The organism is Crossiella sp. CA-258035, from assembly GCF_030064675.1.
GTDB lineage: Bacteria > Actinomycetota > Actinomycetes > Mycobacteriales > Pseudonocardiaceae > Crossiella.
This window is the reverse complement of sequence record NZ_CP116413.1, coordinates 3,899,955-3,914,522: the sequence shown is the minus strand read 5'-3', so window position 1 is coordinate 3,914,522 and position 14,568 is coordinate 3,899,955. Positions and strand designations below refer to the sequence as shown.

General features: G+C 73.5%; 15 protein-coding genes. 3 read left to right on the top strand and 12 right to left on the bottom strand.

Annotated features, from left to right (window positions below; translation table 11 throughout):
- Positions 1–18: 18 nt before the first annotated feature.
- Genes N8J89_RS17795 through N8J89_RS17765 form a run of 7 tightly spaced genes read right to left on the bottom strand, consistent with a single transcriptional unit; the run spans position 19 to position 6,231 of the window.
- Positions 19–1,365: a TRAP transporter large permease subunit gene (locus tag N8J89_RS17795; RefSeq protein WP_283665476.1), complete on the bottom strand. Its 1,347-nt coding sequence runs from the start codon at positions 1,363–1,365 to the stop codon at positions 19–21.
- Positions 1,362–2,039, bottom strand: coding sequence for a molybdate ABC transporter substrate-binding protein (locus N8J89_RS17790; protein WP_283665475.1), 678 nt, complete (start codon positions 2,037–2,039; stop codon positions 1,362–1,364). The genes N8J89_RS17795 and N8J89_RS17790 overlap by 4 nt, the downstream gene beginning before the upstream one ends.
- Positions 2,036–2,644, bottom strand: a complete 609-nt coding sequence (locus N8J89_RS17785) for a class II aldolase/adducin family protein (protein ID WP_283665474.1) — start codon at positions 2,642–2,644, stop codon at positions 2,036–2,038. Before N8J89_RS17785 ends, N8J89_RS17790 begins: the two co-directional genes overlap by 4 nt.
- Positions 2,641–3,867, bottom strand: coding sequence for a 3-oxo-tetronate kinase (gene otnK, locus N8J89_RS17780; RefSeq protein WP_283665473.1), 1,227 nt, complete (start codon positions 3,865–3,867; stop codon positions 2,641–2,643). The genes N8J89_RS17785 and otnK overlap by 4 nt, the downstream gene beginning before the upstream one ends.
- Positions 3,864–4,487, bottom strand: a complete 624-nt coding sequence (locus N8J89_RS17775) for an aspartate/glutamate racemase family protein (RefSeq protein WP_283665472.1) — start codon at positions 4,485–4,487, stop codon at positions 3,864–3,866. Before N8J89_RS17775 ends, otnK begins: the two co-directional genes overlap by 4 nt.
- Complete coding sequence (locus tag N8J89_RS17770) at positions 4,484–5,254, bottom strand: hydroxypyruvate isomerase family protein (RefSeq protein ID WP_283665471.1); 771 nt, start codon at positions 5,252–5,254, stop codon at positions 4,484–4,486. The genes N8J89_RS17775 and N8J89_RS17770 overlap by 4 nt, the downstream gene beginning before the upstream one ends.
- Positions 5,251–6,231: a phosphoglycerate dehydrogenase gene (locus N8J89_RS17765; RefSeq protein ID WP_283665470.1), complete on the bottom strand. Its 981-nt coding sequence runs from the start codon at positions 6,229–6,231 to the stop codon at positions 5,251–5,253. Before N8J89_RS17765 ends, N8J89_RS17770 begins: the two co-directional genes overlap by 4 nt.
- A gap of 76 nt (positions 6,232–6,307) precedes the next feature.
- On the opposite strand from N8J89_RS17765, the gene N8J89_RS17760 reads away from it, so the two are divergent.
- On the top strand, positions 6,308–7,000 hold the full coding sequence (locus tag N8J89_RS17760; RefSeq protein ID WP_283665469.1) for a GntR family transcriptional regulator: 693 nt from the start codon (positions 6,308–6,310) through the stop codon (positions 6,998–7,000).
- Between the two features lie 13 nt (positions 7,001–7,013).
- Here the strand turns inward: N8J89_RS17760 and N8J89_RS17755 are convergent, their stop codons facing one another.
- Positions 7,014–7,868 carry an alpha/beta hydrolase gene (locus N8J89_RS17755; protein WP_283665468.1) on the bottom strand — a complete coding sequence of 285 codons (855 nt, stop codon included), beginning with the start codon at positions 7,866–7,868 and terminating at the stop codon, positions 7,014–7,016.
- A 73-nt stretch (positions 7,869–7,941) separates the two neighbouring features.
- Between N8J89_RS17755 and N8J89_RS17750 the strand changes: the two genes are divergently transcribed.
- Positions 7,942–8,511, top strand: a complete 570-nt coding sequence (locus N8J89_RS17750) for a TetR/AcrR family transcriptional regulator (protein WP_283665467.1) — start codon at positions 7,942–7,944, stop codon at positions 8,509–8,511.
- Here the strand turns inward: N8J89_RS17750 and N8J89_RS17745 are convergent.
- Both N8J89_RS17745 and N8J89_RS17740 read right to left on the bottom strand, forming a co-directional pair.
- Positions 8,508–9,494: a LacI family DNA-binding transcriptional regulator gene (locus N8J89_RS17745; protein ID WP_283665466.1), complete on the bottom strand. Its 987-nt coding sequence runs from the start codon at positions 9,492–9,494 to the stop codon at positions 8,508–8,510. The genes N8J89_RS17750 and N8J89_RS17745 overlap by 4 nt on opposite strands.
- Positions 9,491–10,138: a DUF2306 domain-containing protein gene (locus tag N8J89_RS17740; RefSeq protein WP_283665465.1), complete on the bottom strand. Its 648-nt coding sequence runs from the start codon at positions 10,136–10,138 to the stop codon at positions 9,491–9,493. Before N8J89_RS17740 ends, N8J89_RS17745 begins: the two co-directional genes overlap by 4 nt.
- A 115-nt stretch (positions 10,139–10,253) precedes the next feature.
- Between N8J89_RS17740 and N8J89_RS17735 the strand changes: the two genes are divergently transcribed.
- Positions 10,254–12,929, top strand: coding sequence for an AAA family ATPase (locus N8J89_RS17735; RefSeq protein WP_283665464.1), 2,676 nt, complete (start codon positions 10,254–10,256; stop codon positions 12,927–12,929).
- Here the strand turns inward: N8J89_RS17735 and N8J89_RS17730 are convergent.
- Together N8J89_RS17730 and N8J89_RS17725 are read right to left on the bottom strand one after the other, a co-directional pair.
- Positions 12,926–13,906 (bottom strand): MarR family transcriptional regulator, encoded by a 981-nt coding sequence (locus tag N8J89_RS17730; RefSeq protein ID WP_283665463.1) that lies wholly within the window; start codon positions 13,904–13,906, stop codon positions 12,926–12,928. The genes N8J89_RS17735 and N8J89_RS17730 overlap by 4 nt on opposite strands.
- 153 nt (positions 13,907–14,059) lie before the next feature.
- Positions 14,060–14,566 (bottom strand): RICIN domain-containing protein, encoded by a 507-nt coding sequence (locus N8J89_RS17725; protein ID WP_283665462.1) that lies wholly within the window; start codon positions 14,564–14,566, stop codon positions 14,060–14,062.
- Positions 14,567–14,568: the final 2 nt, after the last annotated feature.

Below are 14,568 nucleotides of genomic sequence, written 5' to 3'. Positions count from 1 at the left end.
GCGCACTCTCCTTCGCGGTCAGCTGGGCAGCCACAGCACGCCGACGGCCAGCAGCACGCCGAAGAGCAGGGTGGGCAGCAGGTAGTAGAGGACGACCGGGACGAACACGCGCACCGGGTTGATCTCGGCGATGCCCGCGGCCACGTACAGCGGTGCCGCGCCGGGCGGGGAACAGCCTTCCGAGGAGGCCCAGACCAGGATCGCGGCGAAGGCCACGTGCGGCGGGATACCGGCCGCGGTGAGCGCGGCGAAGGCGACCGGGCCGACCGCGGCCACCGTGGAGGTGGTGTTGAGCGGTCCGGCCACGACCACGATCACCAGGCCGACCACGATGGCCGCGACCAGCGGCGACACCCCGGTCAGCCCGGCCAGCAGCGGGGTGAGCTGGGCGCCGAGGCCCAGGGTGCTGAGCACGTTGGAGGCGGCGAAGGCGGCGATCATGGTGACGCCGACCAGGCCGAGCTTCGGGCCGACCCTGCCCAGCAGCTCCCACCACTGGGCCCGGCCCGAGGGCAGGGACCGCCGTTCGACCAGGAGTCCGGCCAGCAGCAGCACCACCGGCAGCCAGACCAGCAGCGGCACCTCCTTGGCCACCGCGACCCCGGCGTGCGCGGAGACCAGGTCGCTGGTGGGCGGCGCGGTGAGCAGGACCGGCACCGCGATGGAGGCCAGCACCAGCAGCGAGGTCCAGCCCGCGCGGAAGGAGCGGCGGAACGGGTGCACGTCGGCCGGGTTCATCGCGCCCACCCCGCGCCTGGCCACGATCGCGTAGGCCACGATCAGGCGCATCACCACCATCCACGCGCCGGTGACGAACATGGTGGCGACCATGCCGCCGGTGCCCAGCACGGGCAGCACGGTCGGCGCGGCCAGCAGGATGAAGAACGCGCCGCTGAACGGGAAGGTCGCGCCGACACCCGCGTTGCCGGACAGGACCAGGGCGGCCGTTTCGCCGCTGGCTCCGGAGCGCTTCATCCACGGGATGGTGATGGAGCCGATGGTGGCCACGATCGCCGCGCCGTTGTGCGCGACCGCCCCGAACAGCCCGGAGGCCACCGTGGCGGCGTAGGCCGAGCCGCCGCGGCGGCGGCCCAGCACCGAGCTGAGGATGTCCACCAGGCGCTGCACCAGGCCGGTCCTGGTGAGCAGCTCGCTGACGAAGACGAAGGCCAGCGCGGCGAAGGTGATCTCGGACTTGAGCCCGTCCACCAGGCCCTGCCAGCCGACCGCCAGCGCGTCCCGGCCGGCGAACGCGGCGGTGACCAGGAAGCCGACCACCATCGCCTCGCCGATGTTGCGCTTGAGCACGGCGTTCCACAGCACGATGGCGGCGATGAAGGCCACCAGGGCGTACACGGCGTTCATGCGGGCAGCAGCCCGGCCTCGGCGAAGGCGGCGACCGCCTCCGGGCCGGTGAGGAAGTCCAGCAGCTCGCGCGCCTGCGGGCTGGCCGCCACTCCGAGTGCGATGGAGAGTTCGCTGTACTGCTGGACTGCATCCGGCAGCGGTCCGGCGATCCGGGCTTGCGGCACGAAGGCCAGTTCGCTGAGCTGTTGCACGGCGAGGTCGGCGCGGCCATCCAGGAGGGTTTCGGCGGTGAATCCCTTGGGCAGCACGGTGGCGCGGGCGTTGACCTGTTCCGCGATGCCCAGCTCCTCGATCAGGTTCGCGAAGTGGATGCCGCTGGCCCCGGTGCGGGAGTAGGCGACCGAGCGGGCCGAGGTGAGCGCGGCCCGCAGATCGTCCACTGTGGACAGATCGGGCAAGTCGGCGTCCGCTGGCACGGCGATGCCGATGCCGCTGCGGGCCAGCGCTTGCGGGGAGGCCGGGTCGATGGCACCCAGCTCGGCCAGTGCGGGGAACGCCGCGGAGATCGCGATCAGCACCTCCGGCCGCGCGCCCTCGGTGATGCGGTTGACCAGCACGGTGGTCGGGTCGTAGCTGACCTCGACCGGCGCGGCGGTGAAGGCGGGCAGCACCGCGTCCAGCGCGGTACGCACGGAGAGCGCGCTGAACAGGGTGAGGCGTGGCTGGGTCATGGCGGGTCCGTTCGGCTGGGGACGAGGGTAGTGGGCAGGCCGCGGGTGAGCAGCATGATCGCGGCGGTGTGTTCGAGCTCTTCCAGGGCGTCGAGCGCGGTGTCCGGGTCGGGGCCGCAGACCACGGGTCCGTGGTTGGCCAGCAGCAGGGCGTGGTGCTCGCGGGCGGCCTCGGCCACGAGTGGGGCGAGGGCCGGGTCGCCGGGTGCGTGGTAGGGCAGCAGCGGCAGCCTGCCGATGCGCATGGTGAAGTAGGCGGTCAGTGGTGGGATGGCGTTGGCGGGGTCGAGTCCGGCCAGGCAGGACACCGCGGCGGCGTGGGTGGAATGGGTGTGCAGCACGGCATTCGCGTGTGGTCGCTGCCGCAGCACGGCCGCGTGCAGGAACGCCTCTTTGGACGGTGGCGGGCCGCTCACATGTCGTCCGTCTGCGTCGATCTCGGACAGCTGCTCGGGGGTGAGCGAGTCCAGGGACGCGCCGGTCGGGGTGATGAGCAGGTGCTCGCCCGCGCGGATCGAGACGTTTCCGGTGCGGCCGTGGGTGAGTCCGCGCGCGTGCAACGTTCGGGCGGTGGCCACCACCTGGTCTCGCAGCTGCCGGGTCATGAGTCCGGTCCCGAGGCGGTGGCCAGCAGCTCGGGGTCGCCGAAGTTGCCGGATTTGAGCAGCAGCAAGGGATGTGCGGGGTCGACGGGCTTGATCCAGGGCACGCCGGGTGCGGCCTCGGCGCCGACCGCGCCGCCGCGCACGCCCAGCGCGGCGACCACCGCGCCGGAGGTCTCTCCGCCGGCGGTGACCAGCCTGCGGATGCCGCGTTCGACCAGGCCGAGCGCGATCAGTCCGGTGGCGCGCTCCAGGATTCGCGCCGAGTCCGCCACGCCCAAGATGTCCTGGACCTGGCGGAGTTCGGCCGGGCTCATCGAGGAGTAGATCAGCGGGCCGTCCGCGCCGGTGGTGTCGAACCAGGCGAGCGCGCGGGCGGCGAGGGCCTCGGGATCGGGGATGGCGACCGGGTCGAGGCGGTGCGCGGGCCTGCCCTGGCGGAGCAGTTCCGCGACCTGTTCCAGGGTGCGGGCCGAGCAGCTGCCGGAGAGCACGGCCGCCGGTCCGCTCGGGCGGAAGTCGTCCTCGGGTGGCTGACCACTGCCGGTGGCCGCGGCGAGGCCGCCTGCCAGGCCCGCCGCTCCGGCGACCAGTGGCGCGTTCGCCAGGACCCGGCCCAGCACCAGCAGGTCCTCCTCGGTGGACGCGTCGGCGAGCAGGTAGCGGGTGGTCGCCTGCTGGATCGCTTCTCGCACAGCGGTTTCGCCCGCGCGCACGGTGTCGTGGGTGAGCAGGCCGACCGGTTGGTGGAGCTGGGCGTGCAGCAGGTGGACCAGGTTCGACTCGCGCATCGGGGTCACCGGGTGCTCGCGCATCGGCGAGTCGGCCAGCAGCTGGTCGCCGACGAACAGGTGGCCGCGGTACTGGGTGCGGCCGTGCCGGGGCGAGCTGGGCGTGGTCACCACGGGATCGGCGTCCAGTGCGGCGGCCAGGGCGGCCAGTACCGGGCCGATGTTGCCTTCGCTGGTGGAGTCGAAGGTGGAGCAGTACTTGAAGTAGACCTGCCGGAGCTGCCGTGCGCGCAGCCAGTCCAGGGCGCGCAGCGAGTCCGCGACCGCGGTGGCCGCCGGGGCCATCCGGCTGGTCAGCGCCACCACCACGGCCTCATCCGCGGGCAGGTCCGGCTCCGGCACGCCGAAGTAGAGCTGAGTGCGCAAGCCGTTGCGGCGCAAGGCGACGGCCACGTCGGTGGCTCCGGTGACGTCGTCGGCGATCACCCCGATCATCGGCCCACCAGCGCCTTCAGCCGCTCCGCCGCGCTGCGCGGGCCGGAGAACACCGGCAGGCCGGTCCTGGTGGCCAACGGTGAGGTGGCCGGGGCGAGGGTGTACTGGGCCAGCAGCACAGCGTCCACAGTGGACAGATGGCGTTCACCGGCCGCCAGCAGGAGCTCGGTCAGCTCCTCGCCGGTCGCGGTGAACGCCTCCGGCACGTGCAGGCCCACCAGCTGGGTGCCCGGCGCGCGGGCGCGGAGCCGGGTGAGCGAGTCGCGCAGCGCGGCCGCCACGGAGGCCAGCACCAGCACCCGGCGCGGGCCGCGGGCCAGCAGGTCGTCGAAGGCGGCGTCGTCCGGGGCGAGCACGGGCACCGGCGCGGCGCTGGCGCGGGCCAGCTCGCCGTAGAGCGAGCACGTCAGCAGCACCGCGTCCGCGCCGCCGCGCACCGCGTAGTCGATCAGTCGCCGCATCCGCTCGGCCAGGTCCGGGGTGAGACCCTCGCTCGCGTCGGCCAGCAGCTTGTCGTCGAGCAGGGTCCACGGCTCGGCGGCCGGGAACCGCTCGGCCAGCGCGGCCGTGGCCGGGCCGATCGCGCCGGGGGTCGCGTTGATCAGGGCCACCCTGGTCATCGGGTCTCCTGTCTGGTCCAGCCCAGGCCGTCGGGGCTGTGCGGGCGGTACTCGCAGCCGATCCAGCCCTCGTGCGCGCGCAGCGCCTCGAACACCGCGGGCCACGGGATGTCGCCGGTGCCGGGTTCGCCGCGGCCGGGCACGTCGGCGATCTGCACGTGGCTGGTCAGCGGCAGGAACTCGGTCAGCGCGGCCAGCAGGTCCGGTTCGTCCTGGTGGGCGTGGTAGACGTCGAAGAGCAGGCCGACGTGGTCCGCGCCGACCGCTTCCACCGCGGCGGCGGCGTGGGCCTGGTCGTCGAGCAGGAAGCCCGGCGCGTCCCGTTTGTTCTGCGCTTCCAGCACGATCCGCACGCCGGAGTCGCGGGACTGCTGGGCCGCCCACGCGATGTTGGCCACGTAGCAGGCAAAAGCGCGGTCGCGGCTGAGGTGGGCGGGCCGTTTTCCGGCTGGCACGTGCAGGAACGAGGCGCCCAGCTCGACCGCGTAGCCCAAGCCGAGGGCCAGTCCGGCGCGGAACTCCGCCCTGCGCTCCGGCAGGCAGGCGGTGCCCACCTCACCCGGCCCGCCCATCGGCGAGTTGATCAGCACCTGGGTCAGGCCCGCGTCAGCGAGCCAGCGGCGCAGCGTGGCCACCGGGTACGGATACGGGTCCGGGTACTCCACAGCCGTGAACCCGGCGGCGGCCGCGGCCTCGAACCGCTGCTCGAAGGGCAGTTCGGTGAACAGCCACTTGAGGTTCGCGGCCAGCCGCGCGGTGCCGATCACCGGGTCACCCGCGCGTACTCGGGGTTGACCAGGTGCTGGGGCGCGCGGCCGTGCAGCACGTCGAGCACCTGCCGGGCGGCCAGCAGGCTGGAGCGGGAGCGGGCCTGCGTGGTCGCGCCGCCGATGTGCGCGGTGATGAGCACGTTGTCCAGGCCGCGCAGCCTGCTGTCGGCGGGCAACGGCTCCTGGGCCAGCACGTCCAGCGCCGCGCCGCCGAGGTGGCCCTCGGTCAGGGCGTCGGCCAGGGCGTCCTCGTCGACCACCTCGCCGCGGGCGGTGTTGATCAGGAACGCGCCGGATTTCATGGCCTGCAACGCTTTCGCGTCGATCAGGCCCCTGGTGGTCTCGTCCAGGAACAGGTGCAGGCTGACGAAGTCGGACCCGGCCAGCAGCTCGGGCAGCGGCAGCACCGGCACGCCGGTCTCGGCCAGGAAGTCGCGGTCCGGGAACGGATCGGTGGCCAGCACCCGCATGCCCAGCGCGAGCGCCAGCCGGGCCACCGTCTGGCCGATCGAGCCCAGCCCCACCAGGCCGAGGGTCGCACCCTGGAGCTCGAGGCCGCTGCGCTGTGCCCAGTCGCCCGCGCGGACCCCGGCGATGTTCTGCGGGATGTGCCGGGCGCAGTTGAGCATCAGCGCGAGCACGTGCTCGGCGACCGAGCGGCGGTTCGCGCCGGGGGTGTGCGTGACGGCGACGCCGTGCCTGGTCGCCGCGGCCACGTCGATGTTGTCGTAGCCGGCCCCGCAGCGGCCGAACACCTTGAGCCGGGGCGCGGCCTCGATCACCTCGGCGGTGAAGGCGTCCGTGCCCGCCACCACGCCGTCCGCCTCGCGCACGGCCTCGGTCAGTGCCTGGCCGGTGGCGCGGCGGTGGGCGGCGGAGGCGAAAACGGTGGTCAGCCCCGCTTCGGTGAGCAGCCGGTCCACCTCGCCGCCTGACTCCAGGTAAGGCGTGGTGATGAGAACGCGGAAGGTCATGCGGAAACTATAGGATCGATGTCAATAGTATAGTTTCGGCGAGCGGGATATCGTGTCGCGACGACTAGGAGGGCGCATGGCTTCCCCGCGGAGGTCCGGCCGGCAGCCGCTCGCGGACCGGATGTACGAGGTGCTGCTCGCGCAGTTCACCGACGGAAAGTGGTCGGCGGGGGAACCGGTGAACATCGGCGCGCTCTCCCGCGAGCTCGACGTCAGCCAGACCCCGCTGCGCGAGGCGCTGGCCCGCCTGGAGCACACCGGGCTGGTGCAGCGGGAGGCGCTGAAGGGCTACCGGGTCGCGCCGCTGCTCACCGAGCAGGAGCTGGTCAAGCTGATGGACGCCCGGCTGGTGCTGGAACCGGCGCTCGCGCACGAGGCGGCCCGGCGCACCACCCCGGAGTTCCTGGCCGAGGTGCTGGCGAGCGTCGACGAGCTGGCCGGTGCCGCGAAGTCACCGGATGACAAGGTGTTCAGCTCCTACTGGCTGATCGACGAGCGCTTCCACCAGCTGATCGCCACCCAGGCGGACAACCCGTTCCTGGCCAAGGCCTACCGCGCCCTCGGCGGCCAGGTGCAGCGGTTCCGGTTCTTCGCCAAGCTCGGCTCGGCCCGCGGCGCGCCCGGCCTGGCCGCCGAGGAGCACCGCGCGGTGTACCACGCGCTGGCTGACGGCGACCCGGACCGGGCGGCGGCGCGGATGCGCGAGCACATCGAGAACGCCAAGCAGCGGGTGCTGGCCGACCGGCGCTCGGTGGCGGCTGACAGCTAGTACCGCGGTGGGGCTACCGGGCCCGGCAGGTCCTGAGGTAGCTGAGGAACGATGCCTGCAAGCCGGTCACGTGCGTTTCGCGCAGGACCGCGCTGGTGACGGCTGCGCCGCGGGCGGTGAGGTGGTGCAGGACGGTGGCCGTGTTCTTCGTCAGGTTCTGGTAGATGGCCAGGTCGCCGAGCAGCTCTTGCTCGTTGATGGTCACGTGCAGCTTGGCGGCAGGCAGGCTGTCACCCATCTGTTGGAGCTGGGCGAAGATCTGACTGTCCGCACCGGCGACGCCGGGGCTGCCCGCGCCGATGCTCGCGAAGAGCGTGCTGCCGGTGAGCCAGGTGTAGAGGCTGAAGAGGCCGCCGTAGGAGTAGCCGAAGAGGCCGTGACCGCTCGAGGCTGTGCCGTAGTCGCGTTCGATCCGCGGGTGCAGTTCCGTGGTGAGGAAGCTCAGGAACGCATCGGCGTGGGTGTCGCGCAGTTCGGCGAGGTAGGCGTCGGCTTCCTCGCGTGTCCTCGCGCCCGATTGAACTCCCAGCTCCACGGCATCGATGAGCTCCTTGGCGATGGGCTCGCCGGGCGGCACCAGGTCTCTGTTGCGCAGCCGGTCCCAGTGCTGTGCTTCCTCACCCGCGTAGCCGACGCTGACCTGGATGTAGGGCTGGATCCGCTGCATGGGATCCGCCTGGGTGACGATGAGCGGAGCCGTCAGGCCCACGGCCCAGTTGCCGTCGAGCACGTACACGGCAGGCGCCTGCGTCGTGGCGGGGTCGTAGCCCGGTGGCGTGGTGACCCAGACGCCGTAGTCGCGCCCACGGCTGGAGCGCAGCTCGAAGTAGTCGGTGCCGGCGAGGCAGCCGTGCCACATGGTGCTCATCAGAGGTCCTTCACAACACGTCGGGTCTGGACGACGGGTACCGATCGTCTTTTCCAATGGATAAACTGCGAGGGTGATCCTGTCAAGCACCAGCGACGCTCGCGAGCGCCTCCTGGCCCGGCTTCTCGACGCCTTCGACGAGGCCCTGCCCGCGCCGGAGGTGTCACTCCGGGAGATCGCCGCCCGGGCCGGGACCAGCCACGCCCTCCTGCGATACCACTTCGGGTCGCTGCCGGGCGTGTTGGCCGCCATGCTCAAGGCGCAGCGATCCCGGGACAACGAGGCGCTTTTCCAGGCCGCCCGGCAAGGCACCTTCGACGAGTTCGTCGTGGCGATCTGGCGGACCTACACCCGCCCGGAGCAACTGTCGCGGGTCCGCGGCTTCTTCCACGTCGTCGGTCTGGCCGCGTACAGCCCGGAGAACTTTCGGGAGTTCATCGACTCCCTCGACGACCTGACCAAGAGCCTGGCCTCACTCGCGGAAGGCGAAGGGCTCGACGCCGGGGAAGCGCTGACCCTGGCCACCGTCACCATCGCCGCGATTCGCGGCCTGCTCCTCCAGGAGGTCCTCACTCCGGCAGGCTGCCCGGCGGACGCGGTCGCCTTGATCCTGCGCATGCGCAAGGGCCAATCGCAGCCCTAGGCCGAGCCGCGCAGCCGCAGTTCGCCGCACACCACCAGGTCCTCCGGCGCGGCCGCGCGCTCGCCGGTGAGCAGCCGGGCCACGTCCTCGATGGCCAGTCTGCCCAGCCTGTTGGTGTCGATGGCCACGCTGGTCAGCGGCGGCTCCACCAGCGCGCCGAGCTCCAGTCCGTCGAAGCCGATCACCGCGAGATCGGCGGGCACGCGCAGGCCGAGCCGGCGGGCCTCGCGCAGGGCGCCGATGGCGATGATGTCGTTGAAGGTGAACAGCGCGGTCAGCTCCGGGTGCGCGGCGTGCAGCTCGGCGAAGGCCGCCGCTCCCCCGGCCACCGACTGGTCCGCGCCGAGCACCCAGGCCGGGTCCAGCTCCAGGCCGGCGGCGGTGGCGGCGGACTGGAACCAGCGCTGGCGGATGCTGGGCGCCGGGCGGCGGTTGTGGTCGAGCATGCCGATCCGGGTGTGCCCGGCGGCGATCAGGTGCGCCACCGCCTCGGCGATGCCCCGCTCACCCTCGATCCGGATCGAGCTGAACCCCGGGTTGCGGTGCTCGCGGCCCAGGAAGACCACCGGCAGCCCGCCGATGTGCCGTTCGATCTCGGCCTCGGGCTGGCTGAAGTAACCGACCACCGCGTCCACCTGGGAGCCGATCACCCGCAGCGTGGCGATCTCCTGCTCGGCCTGGTCGGTGGTGTCGTGCACGACCACGTGCCAGTCCAGTGCCCTGGCCGCCTCCAGCGCGCTGGCCGCGATCTCGGTGAAGAACGGGTTGCGCAGGTCGGGGATGACCAGGCCGATGGTGACGGTGTCCTGCCGCACCAGTCCCCTGGCGAACCGGCTGGGCCGGTAGCCCAGGGCCCTGGCGGCCTCCAGCACCCGCGCCTTGGTGCCGCCGTCGATCTCGGCCTTGTCGTTGAGCGCGCGGGACACGGTCTGCCTGGACACCCCGGCAGACCGCGCCACGTCGTGGATCGTCACCCGCTTCATCGCCGACGAGTATGCCCTGACCTGCGCAGCCACCACTCGGCGGCGGACACGCAGAGCGCGAAGCTGGTCCAGGTCGCGATGGCGGCGGCGGTCCTGGGCTCGGTCACCATGACCAGGGGCACGGTGAGCACCCGGTCCATCATGATCGAGATGGTCAGGGCGAAGCTGCGGATCATCCAGCGCCGGTGCTCGCGGAAGCGCCGCCGCCGCGCGGCCAGGTAGGCGGGCGCGGTGACCCCCAGCCAGAGCACCGCGCCGGTCAGGTTGCCGATCATGGTCAGCGGCCCGCGTTCGCTGAGCGCGCCCACCACCAGCGCGGTCAGCCCGGCAGGCAGCACCCCGCCGAAGACGTAGATCCGCCCGACCCAGCGGTGCATCGGCAGCGACCAGGCGCGCAGCGCGGGCCAGATCTGGCAGCACACGGTGAGCAGCGCGATCGAACCGAAGATCACGTGCACGGCCAGCAGCGGGAAGTGCCAATCCACCCCCGGCCGCAGCGGCGTGCGCGACTGGGCGGGGTCGGGTTGCAGGTAGGGCGGCAGCGAGACCAGCACGAACAGCACCGAGACCGCGAGCAGTGGGACGGTCCAGGGTCGCCGCAGCAACGGCTTCCGGGTTGCGCGCTCGCGCACAGTCGTCGTCACGGTGACCATCCCCCGTTTGGATCGGCCACGTGCTCGCGGCCTCGGCACCGGCAACCCTGCCCGCGCCGACCGCCCCCGAGCCTCAGTCAGATCGACTGCACCTAGGGTCGGTCGGGTGATCCACGGCAGGCAGGCCGAACGCGCGGCCCTCGGCACGCTGCTCGACGACGCCCGCGCCGGGCGGGCCGGGGCGCTGGTGCTGCGCGGGGAAGCGGGTATCGGCAAGAGCACCCTGCTGCGGGACACCGAGGCCGCCGCCGAGGGGTTCGCCGTGCTGCGCTGCGCGGGGGTGGAGTCGGAGGTGCGGCAGCCCTTCAGCGGACTGCACCAGCTGCTGCACCCCGGGCCGCTGCCCCTGGACGCCCTCTCCCCCGCCGCCGCGACCGCGCTGCGCCGCGCCCTCGGCCAGGAAGAAGGACCGCCGGGGTCAGAGCTGTTGCTGTGCGGGGCGTTGCTGGACCTGTTCGGGGCGCTCGCCGCGCGGCGGCCGCTGCTGGTGCTGGTGGACGACTTGCAGTGGCTGGACCGGTCCTCGGCGACCGCGCTGGTCTTCGCCGCGCGCAGGCTCGGCGCGGAGAACCTGGCCGTGCTGCTGGCCGTCCGGTCGCCGGATAAGTCCACTGTGGACATCGCGGACCTGCCGGAGCTGACACTGTCCGGTTTGGACAGTGCAGCCGCCGCGGGGCTGCTGGCCGAGCTGGACTGGCCCGCGCCGGAACCGGTGCGGGCGGCGGTGCTGGGCCACACCGGCGGCAATCCCCTCGCCCTGGTGGAGCTGGCCGCGCTGGGCGGTCCCGGCGAGGTGGCCGAGGAGCTGGCGTTGCGCGGCACGCTGCCGGTGGGCGCGCGCATCCGGGCCGCCTTCCAGCGCCGCCTGGACGCGCTGCCCGAGCAGGCCCGCGCGGCACTGCTGCTGGCCGCGGCCGAGGACTCCGGGCGCACCGCCGTGGTGCTGGGCGCGCTGCCCCGGCTCGGGCTGCCCGCCGAGGCGCTGGACGCGGCCTGCGCGGCCGGACTCGTTGACCTGACTGGGCCGCAGCTGCGGTTCCGGCATCCGCTGGTGCGTTCGGTGGCCTACGCCCAGGCCGCGTTCCCGGCGCGGGCGGCCGCGCACCGGGCGCTGGCCGAGCAGGCCGCGGCGCGGGGTGACCGGCAGCGGGCGGTGTGGCACCGGGCGGTCGCGGCCACCGAACCGGACGAGCAGTTGGCCGCCGAACTGGAGCGGACCGCGGAGTCGGTGCGCGGCCGGGGCGGGGAGGCCGCGGTGACCGCCGTGCTGCGGCACGCCGCGCGGCTGAGCAGCACGCCCGAGGGCCGCCGGGACCGGTTGCTGGCCGCGGCGTTCGTGGCACTGGACTCCGGGCAGCCCGAGCTGGCCCGCGCGCTGGCCGCGGAGATCATGGCCGAGCCCGCGCCCGCGGTGGTGCTGACCAGGCTCACCGCGACCATCGAGGCCTACAGCGGCCACCCCGACCTGGCCTGGCGGCAGCTCCAGCGCTGCGCCGAACTGCTGGCCGACCCCCTGGAAGCGGCCTGGACGCTGGTGCTCACCGCCAACGCCGCCTACCACGCCGACGACCTGGACGCCGCCCAGTCCGCCTCCGCCCACATCGCCGAGCTGGACCTGCCGCCCGCGGTGCGCCGCGCGGGCGAGCGGCTGCACCTGGCCATCCAGGCCGGGTGCGACCTGTGGGGACTGCTCGCCGAGCTGACCCCGACCCAGCCCGCGGTGGGCGGCCGGGCCTGGATGTGGGTGCTGGCCATCGGCTGGCTCAGCCCGGACGCCCGCCAGGCGCTGGCCCTCGCCGAGGCGGCCCGCGGCCAGCTGCGCGCGGTCGGCTCGGCCGGTTCGCTGGTGGAACTGCTGTTCTGGCAGGCGGACCTGGCCTACCGCGCCGGTGACTGGGACGCCGGGGTGGCCGCCGCCGAGGAGGGCCTGCGCCTGACCCACGACACCGGCCAGCGCGGCCAGCAGGCCAACCTGCACGCCCAGCTGGCCCGCTACGCCGCCGCCAGGGGCCAGGCCGACCACTGCCGCGAGCACGCCGCACGAGCGCTGGAGCTCGCCCTGCCACTGCGCCAGCGGTCCGCCGCGGCGGTGGCCAGCCACGCACTGGGCCTGCTCGCCCTGGCCGAAGGCGACCCGGCGACCGCACTGGCCCGCCTCGGCGAGGTGACCGCGCCCGGCGGCCCACGCTCACACCGGCTGGTCACCCTGCACGCGCTGCCCGACCTCGCCGAGGCCGCCCTCCGCCTGGACCGCCCGGACCTGGCGCACAACCTGCTGCCGGAAACCGCGGCGTCGCCGCTGCGCGAGGCGCCGTGGATCCGCGCGGTGTTCGCGCGGGTGCGCGCCCTGGCCACCGGCGAACTCACCGACCACGAACAGGCCATGGCCGCCGCCGAGACCGCCGACCACCCGTTCGAGCTGGCCAGGACCGCGCTCCAGCTGGGTTCCCGGCTGCGCCGCGAGGGCCAGCCGGTCCGGGCCCGGTCCCCGCTGACCACCGCCGCCGACCTGTTCACCCGCCTGGCGGCCCGCCCGTGGGCCGAGCAGGCCGCCGCCGAGCTGCGCGCCGCGGGCGGCACGGCGCCGGCGCGGGGCACCGCGGGCGAGGTGCTCAGCCCGCAGGAGCTGGCCGTGGCACGGCTGGCGGCACGCGGGCTGAGCAACCGCGAGATCGGCGAACACCTGTTCCTGAGCCCGCGCACGGTCGGCTCGCACCTGTACCGGCTGTTCCCGAAACTCGGCATCACCAGCCGCGCCCAGCTCCGCGACCTGCCGCTCTAGCGGAACAGCTCCACCACCGCGTCACCACGACCGGTCCGGTGCAGCCGGACCTCGCGGCCGCGGCGACGGCGTTCGACCAGCCCGGCCGCCTCCAGGGTGCGGCAGTGGTGGGTGGCGGTGGCCGGGGTGACGGCGAGCAGGGCGGCGACCTCGGTCATGGTGGGGTGGTGCGCGCAGTGCCGCAGGATCCGGGCACGGGCCGCGCCGAGCAACGCGGTCAGCGCGTCCGGCACGGGCGGGGCGTCGGAGTTCTGGAGGACGAGGGCCAAGCCGGGGGCCGGGTAGGCCAGCTCGATCCGGTCGGGGTGCTCCAGGCTGAACGATGCCGCGGTGGCCCCGGAGATCAGCGGGGTGAGCACCAAGCGGCGGTCCGCACGGCCGCCCCTGCTGTCGGTGTCCACGAACAGCTGCTCGCCGCGCACCTGCCAGCAGTGGTTGCCCAGCACCGCCAGCGCTACCGGCAGCGCGCCGGTGACCACGGCCGCGCCGATCCGCTCGGTCTCCCGCCACAGCACCGGCCGCGCCCGCCGCCACAGCGGCGCGTAGACCAGCCAGATCGCCTCGAAGGCACTGGCGAAGGCGGCGAGATAGGGACCGGGCCGGTCGATCAGCCGCTGCCAGGCCGGCGGGACCTGGCCGTGGTACTGCTGGAAGAACAGCCGGGTCTGGCTTGCCACCAGGTCAGGGCGCTGGTCCCGCAGGCGCCCGAGCGCGGTCTCGACGTCGGGATCGGCCAGCGGGGCCAGGCAGTCCGGGATGCCGGTCCGGTGGAGCCGCAACGGCAGCAACAGCCGCATGACCTCCGCGGGCAGCGCGGCCTGCACCAGACCCCGCAGCCCGGCGGGCACGCTCTCGGTCGAGGCGCCTGCCGCGTCCATCAGCAGTGAGAACAGCGTGCTGCCCGCCTGGTGGGACACCGAGACCCGCAGCGTGTCCAGCGGCGCGAGCGCGACCGGGCTGCCGAGCCGCTGAACCACAATGCCTCCCCCGCTTTGACGATCCTCAAAAGGATTGTGCCCGGCCCGGCCGGGGATTGTGATGGTGTCACCGGGCTGACCCTGGGAGGGGTTCGGGAGGAGGGCCCGGATCGCCGCTACCCCCAGTGGCGGCGATCCGGGCCGGCTGGCAGGTCAGGCCAGCGAGTCGACCGCCCACTTCTGCCAGCTGACGTTCAGGCAGTCCATCTGCACCACCTCCGCCGACGGGGTGTGGTGGGTGTAGCCCGCGCTCAGGCACTTGTCGCTGTGCTTGGCGCGCTTTTCCAGGTACTTGGTGAACGGGTCGCGTTGCACGGAGCGCCACAGCTGGTTCGGGGCGCCCGCGCAGGGCTGCTGCACGACGTCCTCGCCCTGGGCGGTGCTGTTGTTGACCACGGTCAGGCACAGCCCCGAGGCGGCCGACTGGTAGCTGCCCCAGCCTCCGCCGTCGCCGAGCATTCGCCAGAACTGGGCCCTGGACCGGTCACACGGCTCGTAGCTGAGGTAGGCGCCGGGGTCCGTGCTGCCCCACAGCGGGGCCAGGCAACCCTCGCGGCCTTCGGCGAAGACCGAGAGCACCCGCAGGTCCTCGGCGGCGGTCGCCGGGGCGGGGCCGGTGGCGGCCAGCAGTCCGGCGGTGGCCAGGACCAGTGTGCGCATGC

Coding starts and splice junctions, on each gene's coding strand:
- N8J89_RS17745 (WP_283665466.1), bottom strand. CDS start 9,494: ATGAAGCGGGTGACGATCCACGACGTGGCGCGGTCTGCCGGGGTGTCC.
- N8J89_RS17725 (WP_283665462.1), bottom strand. CDS start 14,566: ATGCGCACACTGGTCCTGGCCACCGCCGGACTGCTGGCCGCCACCGGC.
- N8J89_RS17795 (WP_283665476.1), bottom strand. CDS start 1,365: ATGAACGCCGTGTACGCCCTGGTGGCCTTCATCGCCGCCATCGTGCTG.
- N8J89_RS17785 (WP_283665474.1), bottom strand. CDS start 2,644: ATGACCCGGCAGCTGCGAGACCAGGTGGTGGCCACCGCCCGAACGTTG.
- N8J89_RS17760 (WP_283665469.1), top strand. CDS start 6,308: ATGGCTTCCCCGCGGAGGTCCGGCCGGCAGCCGCTCGCGGACCGGATG.
- N8J89_RS17765 (WP_283665470.1), bottom strand. CDS start 6,231: ATGACCTTCCGCGTTCTCATCACCACGCCTTACCTGGAGTCAGGCGGC.
- otnK (WP_283665473.1), bottom strand. CDS start 3,867: ATGATCGGGGTGATCGCCGACGACGTCACCGGAGCCACCGACGTGGCC.
- N8J89_RS17775 (WP_283665472.1), bottom strand. CDS start 4,487: ATGACCAGGGTGGCCCTGATCAACGCGACCCCCGGCGCGATCGGCCCG.
- N8J89_RS17790 (WP_283665475.1), bottom strand. CDS start 2,039: ATGACCCAGCCACGCCTCACCCTGTTCAGCGCGCTCTCCGTGCGTACC.
- N8J89_RS17755 (WP_283665468.1), bottom strand. CDS start 7,868: ATGAGCACCATGTGGCACGGCTGCCTCGCCGGCACCGACTACTTCGAG.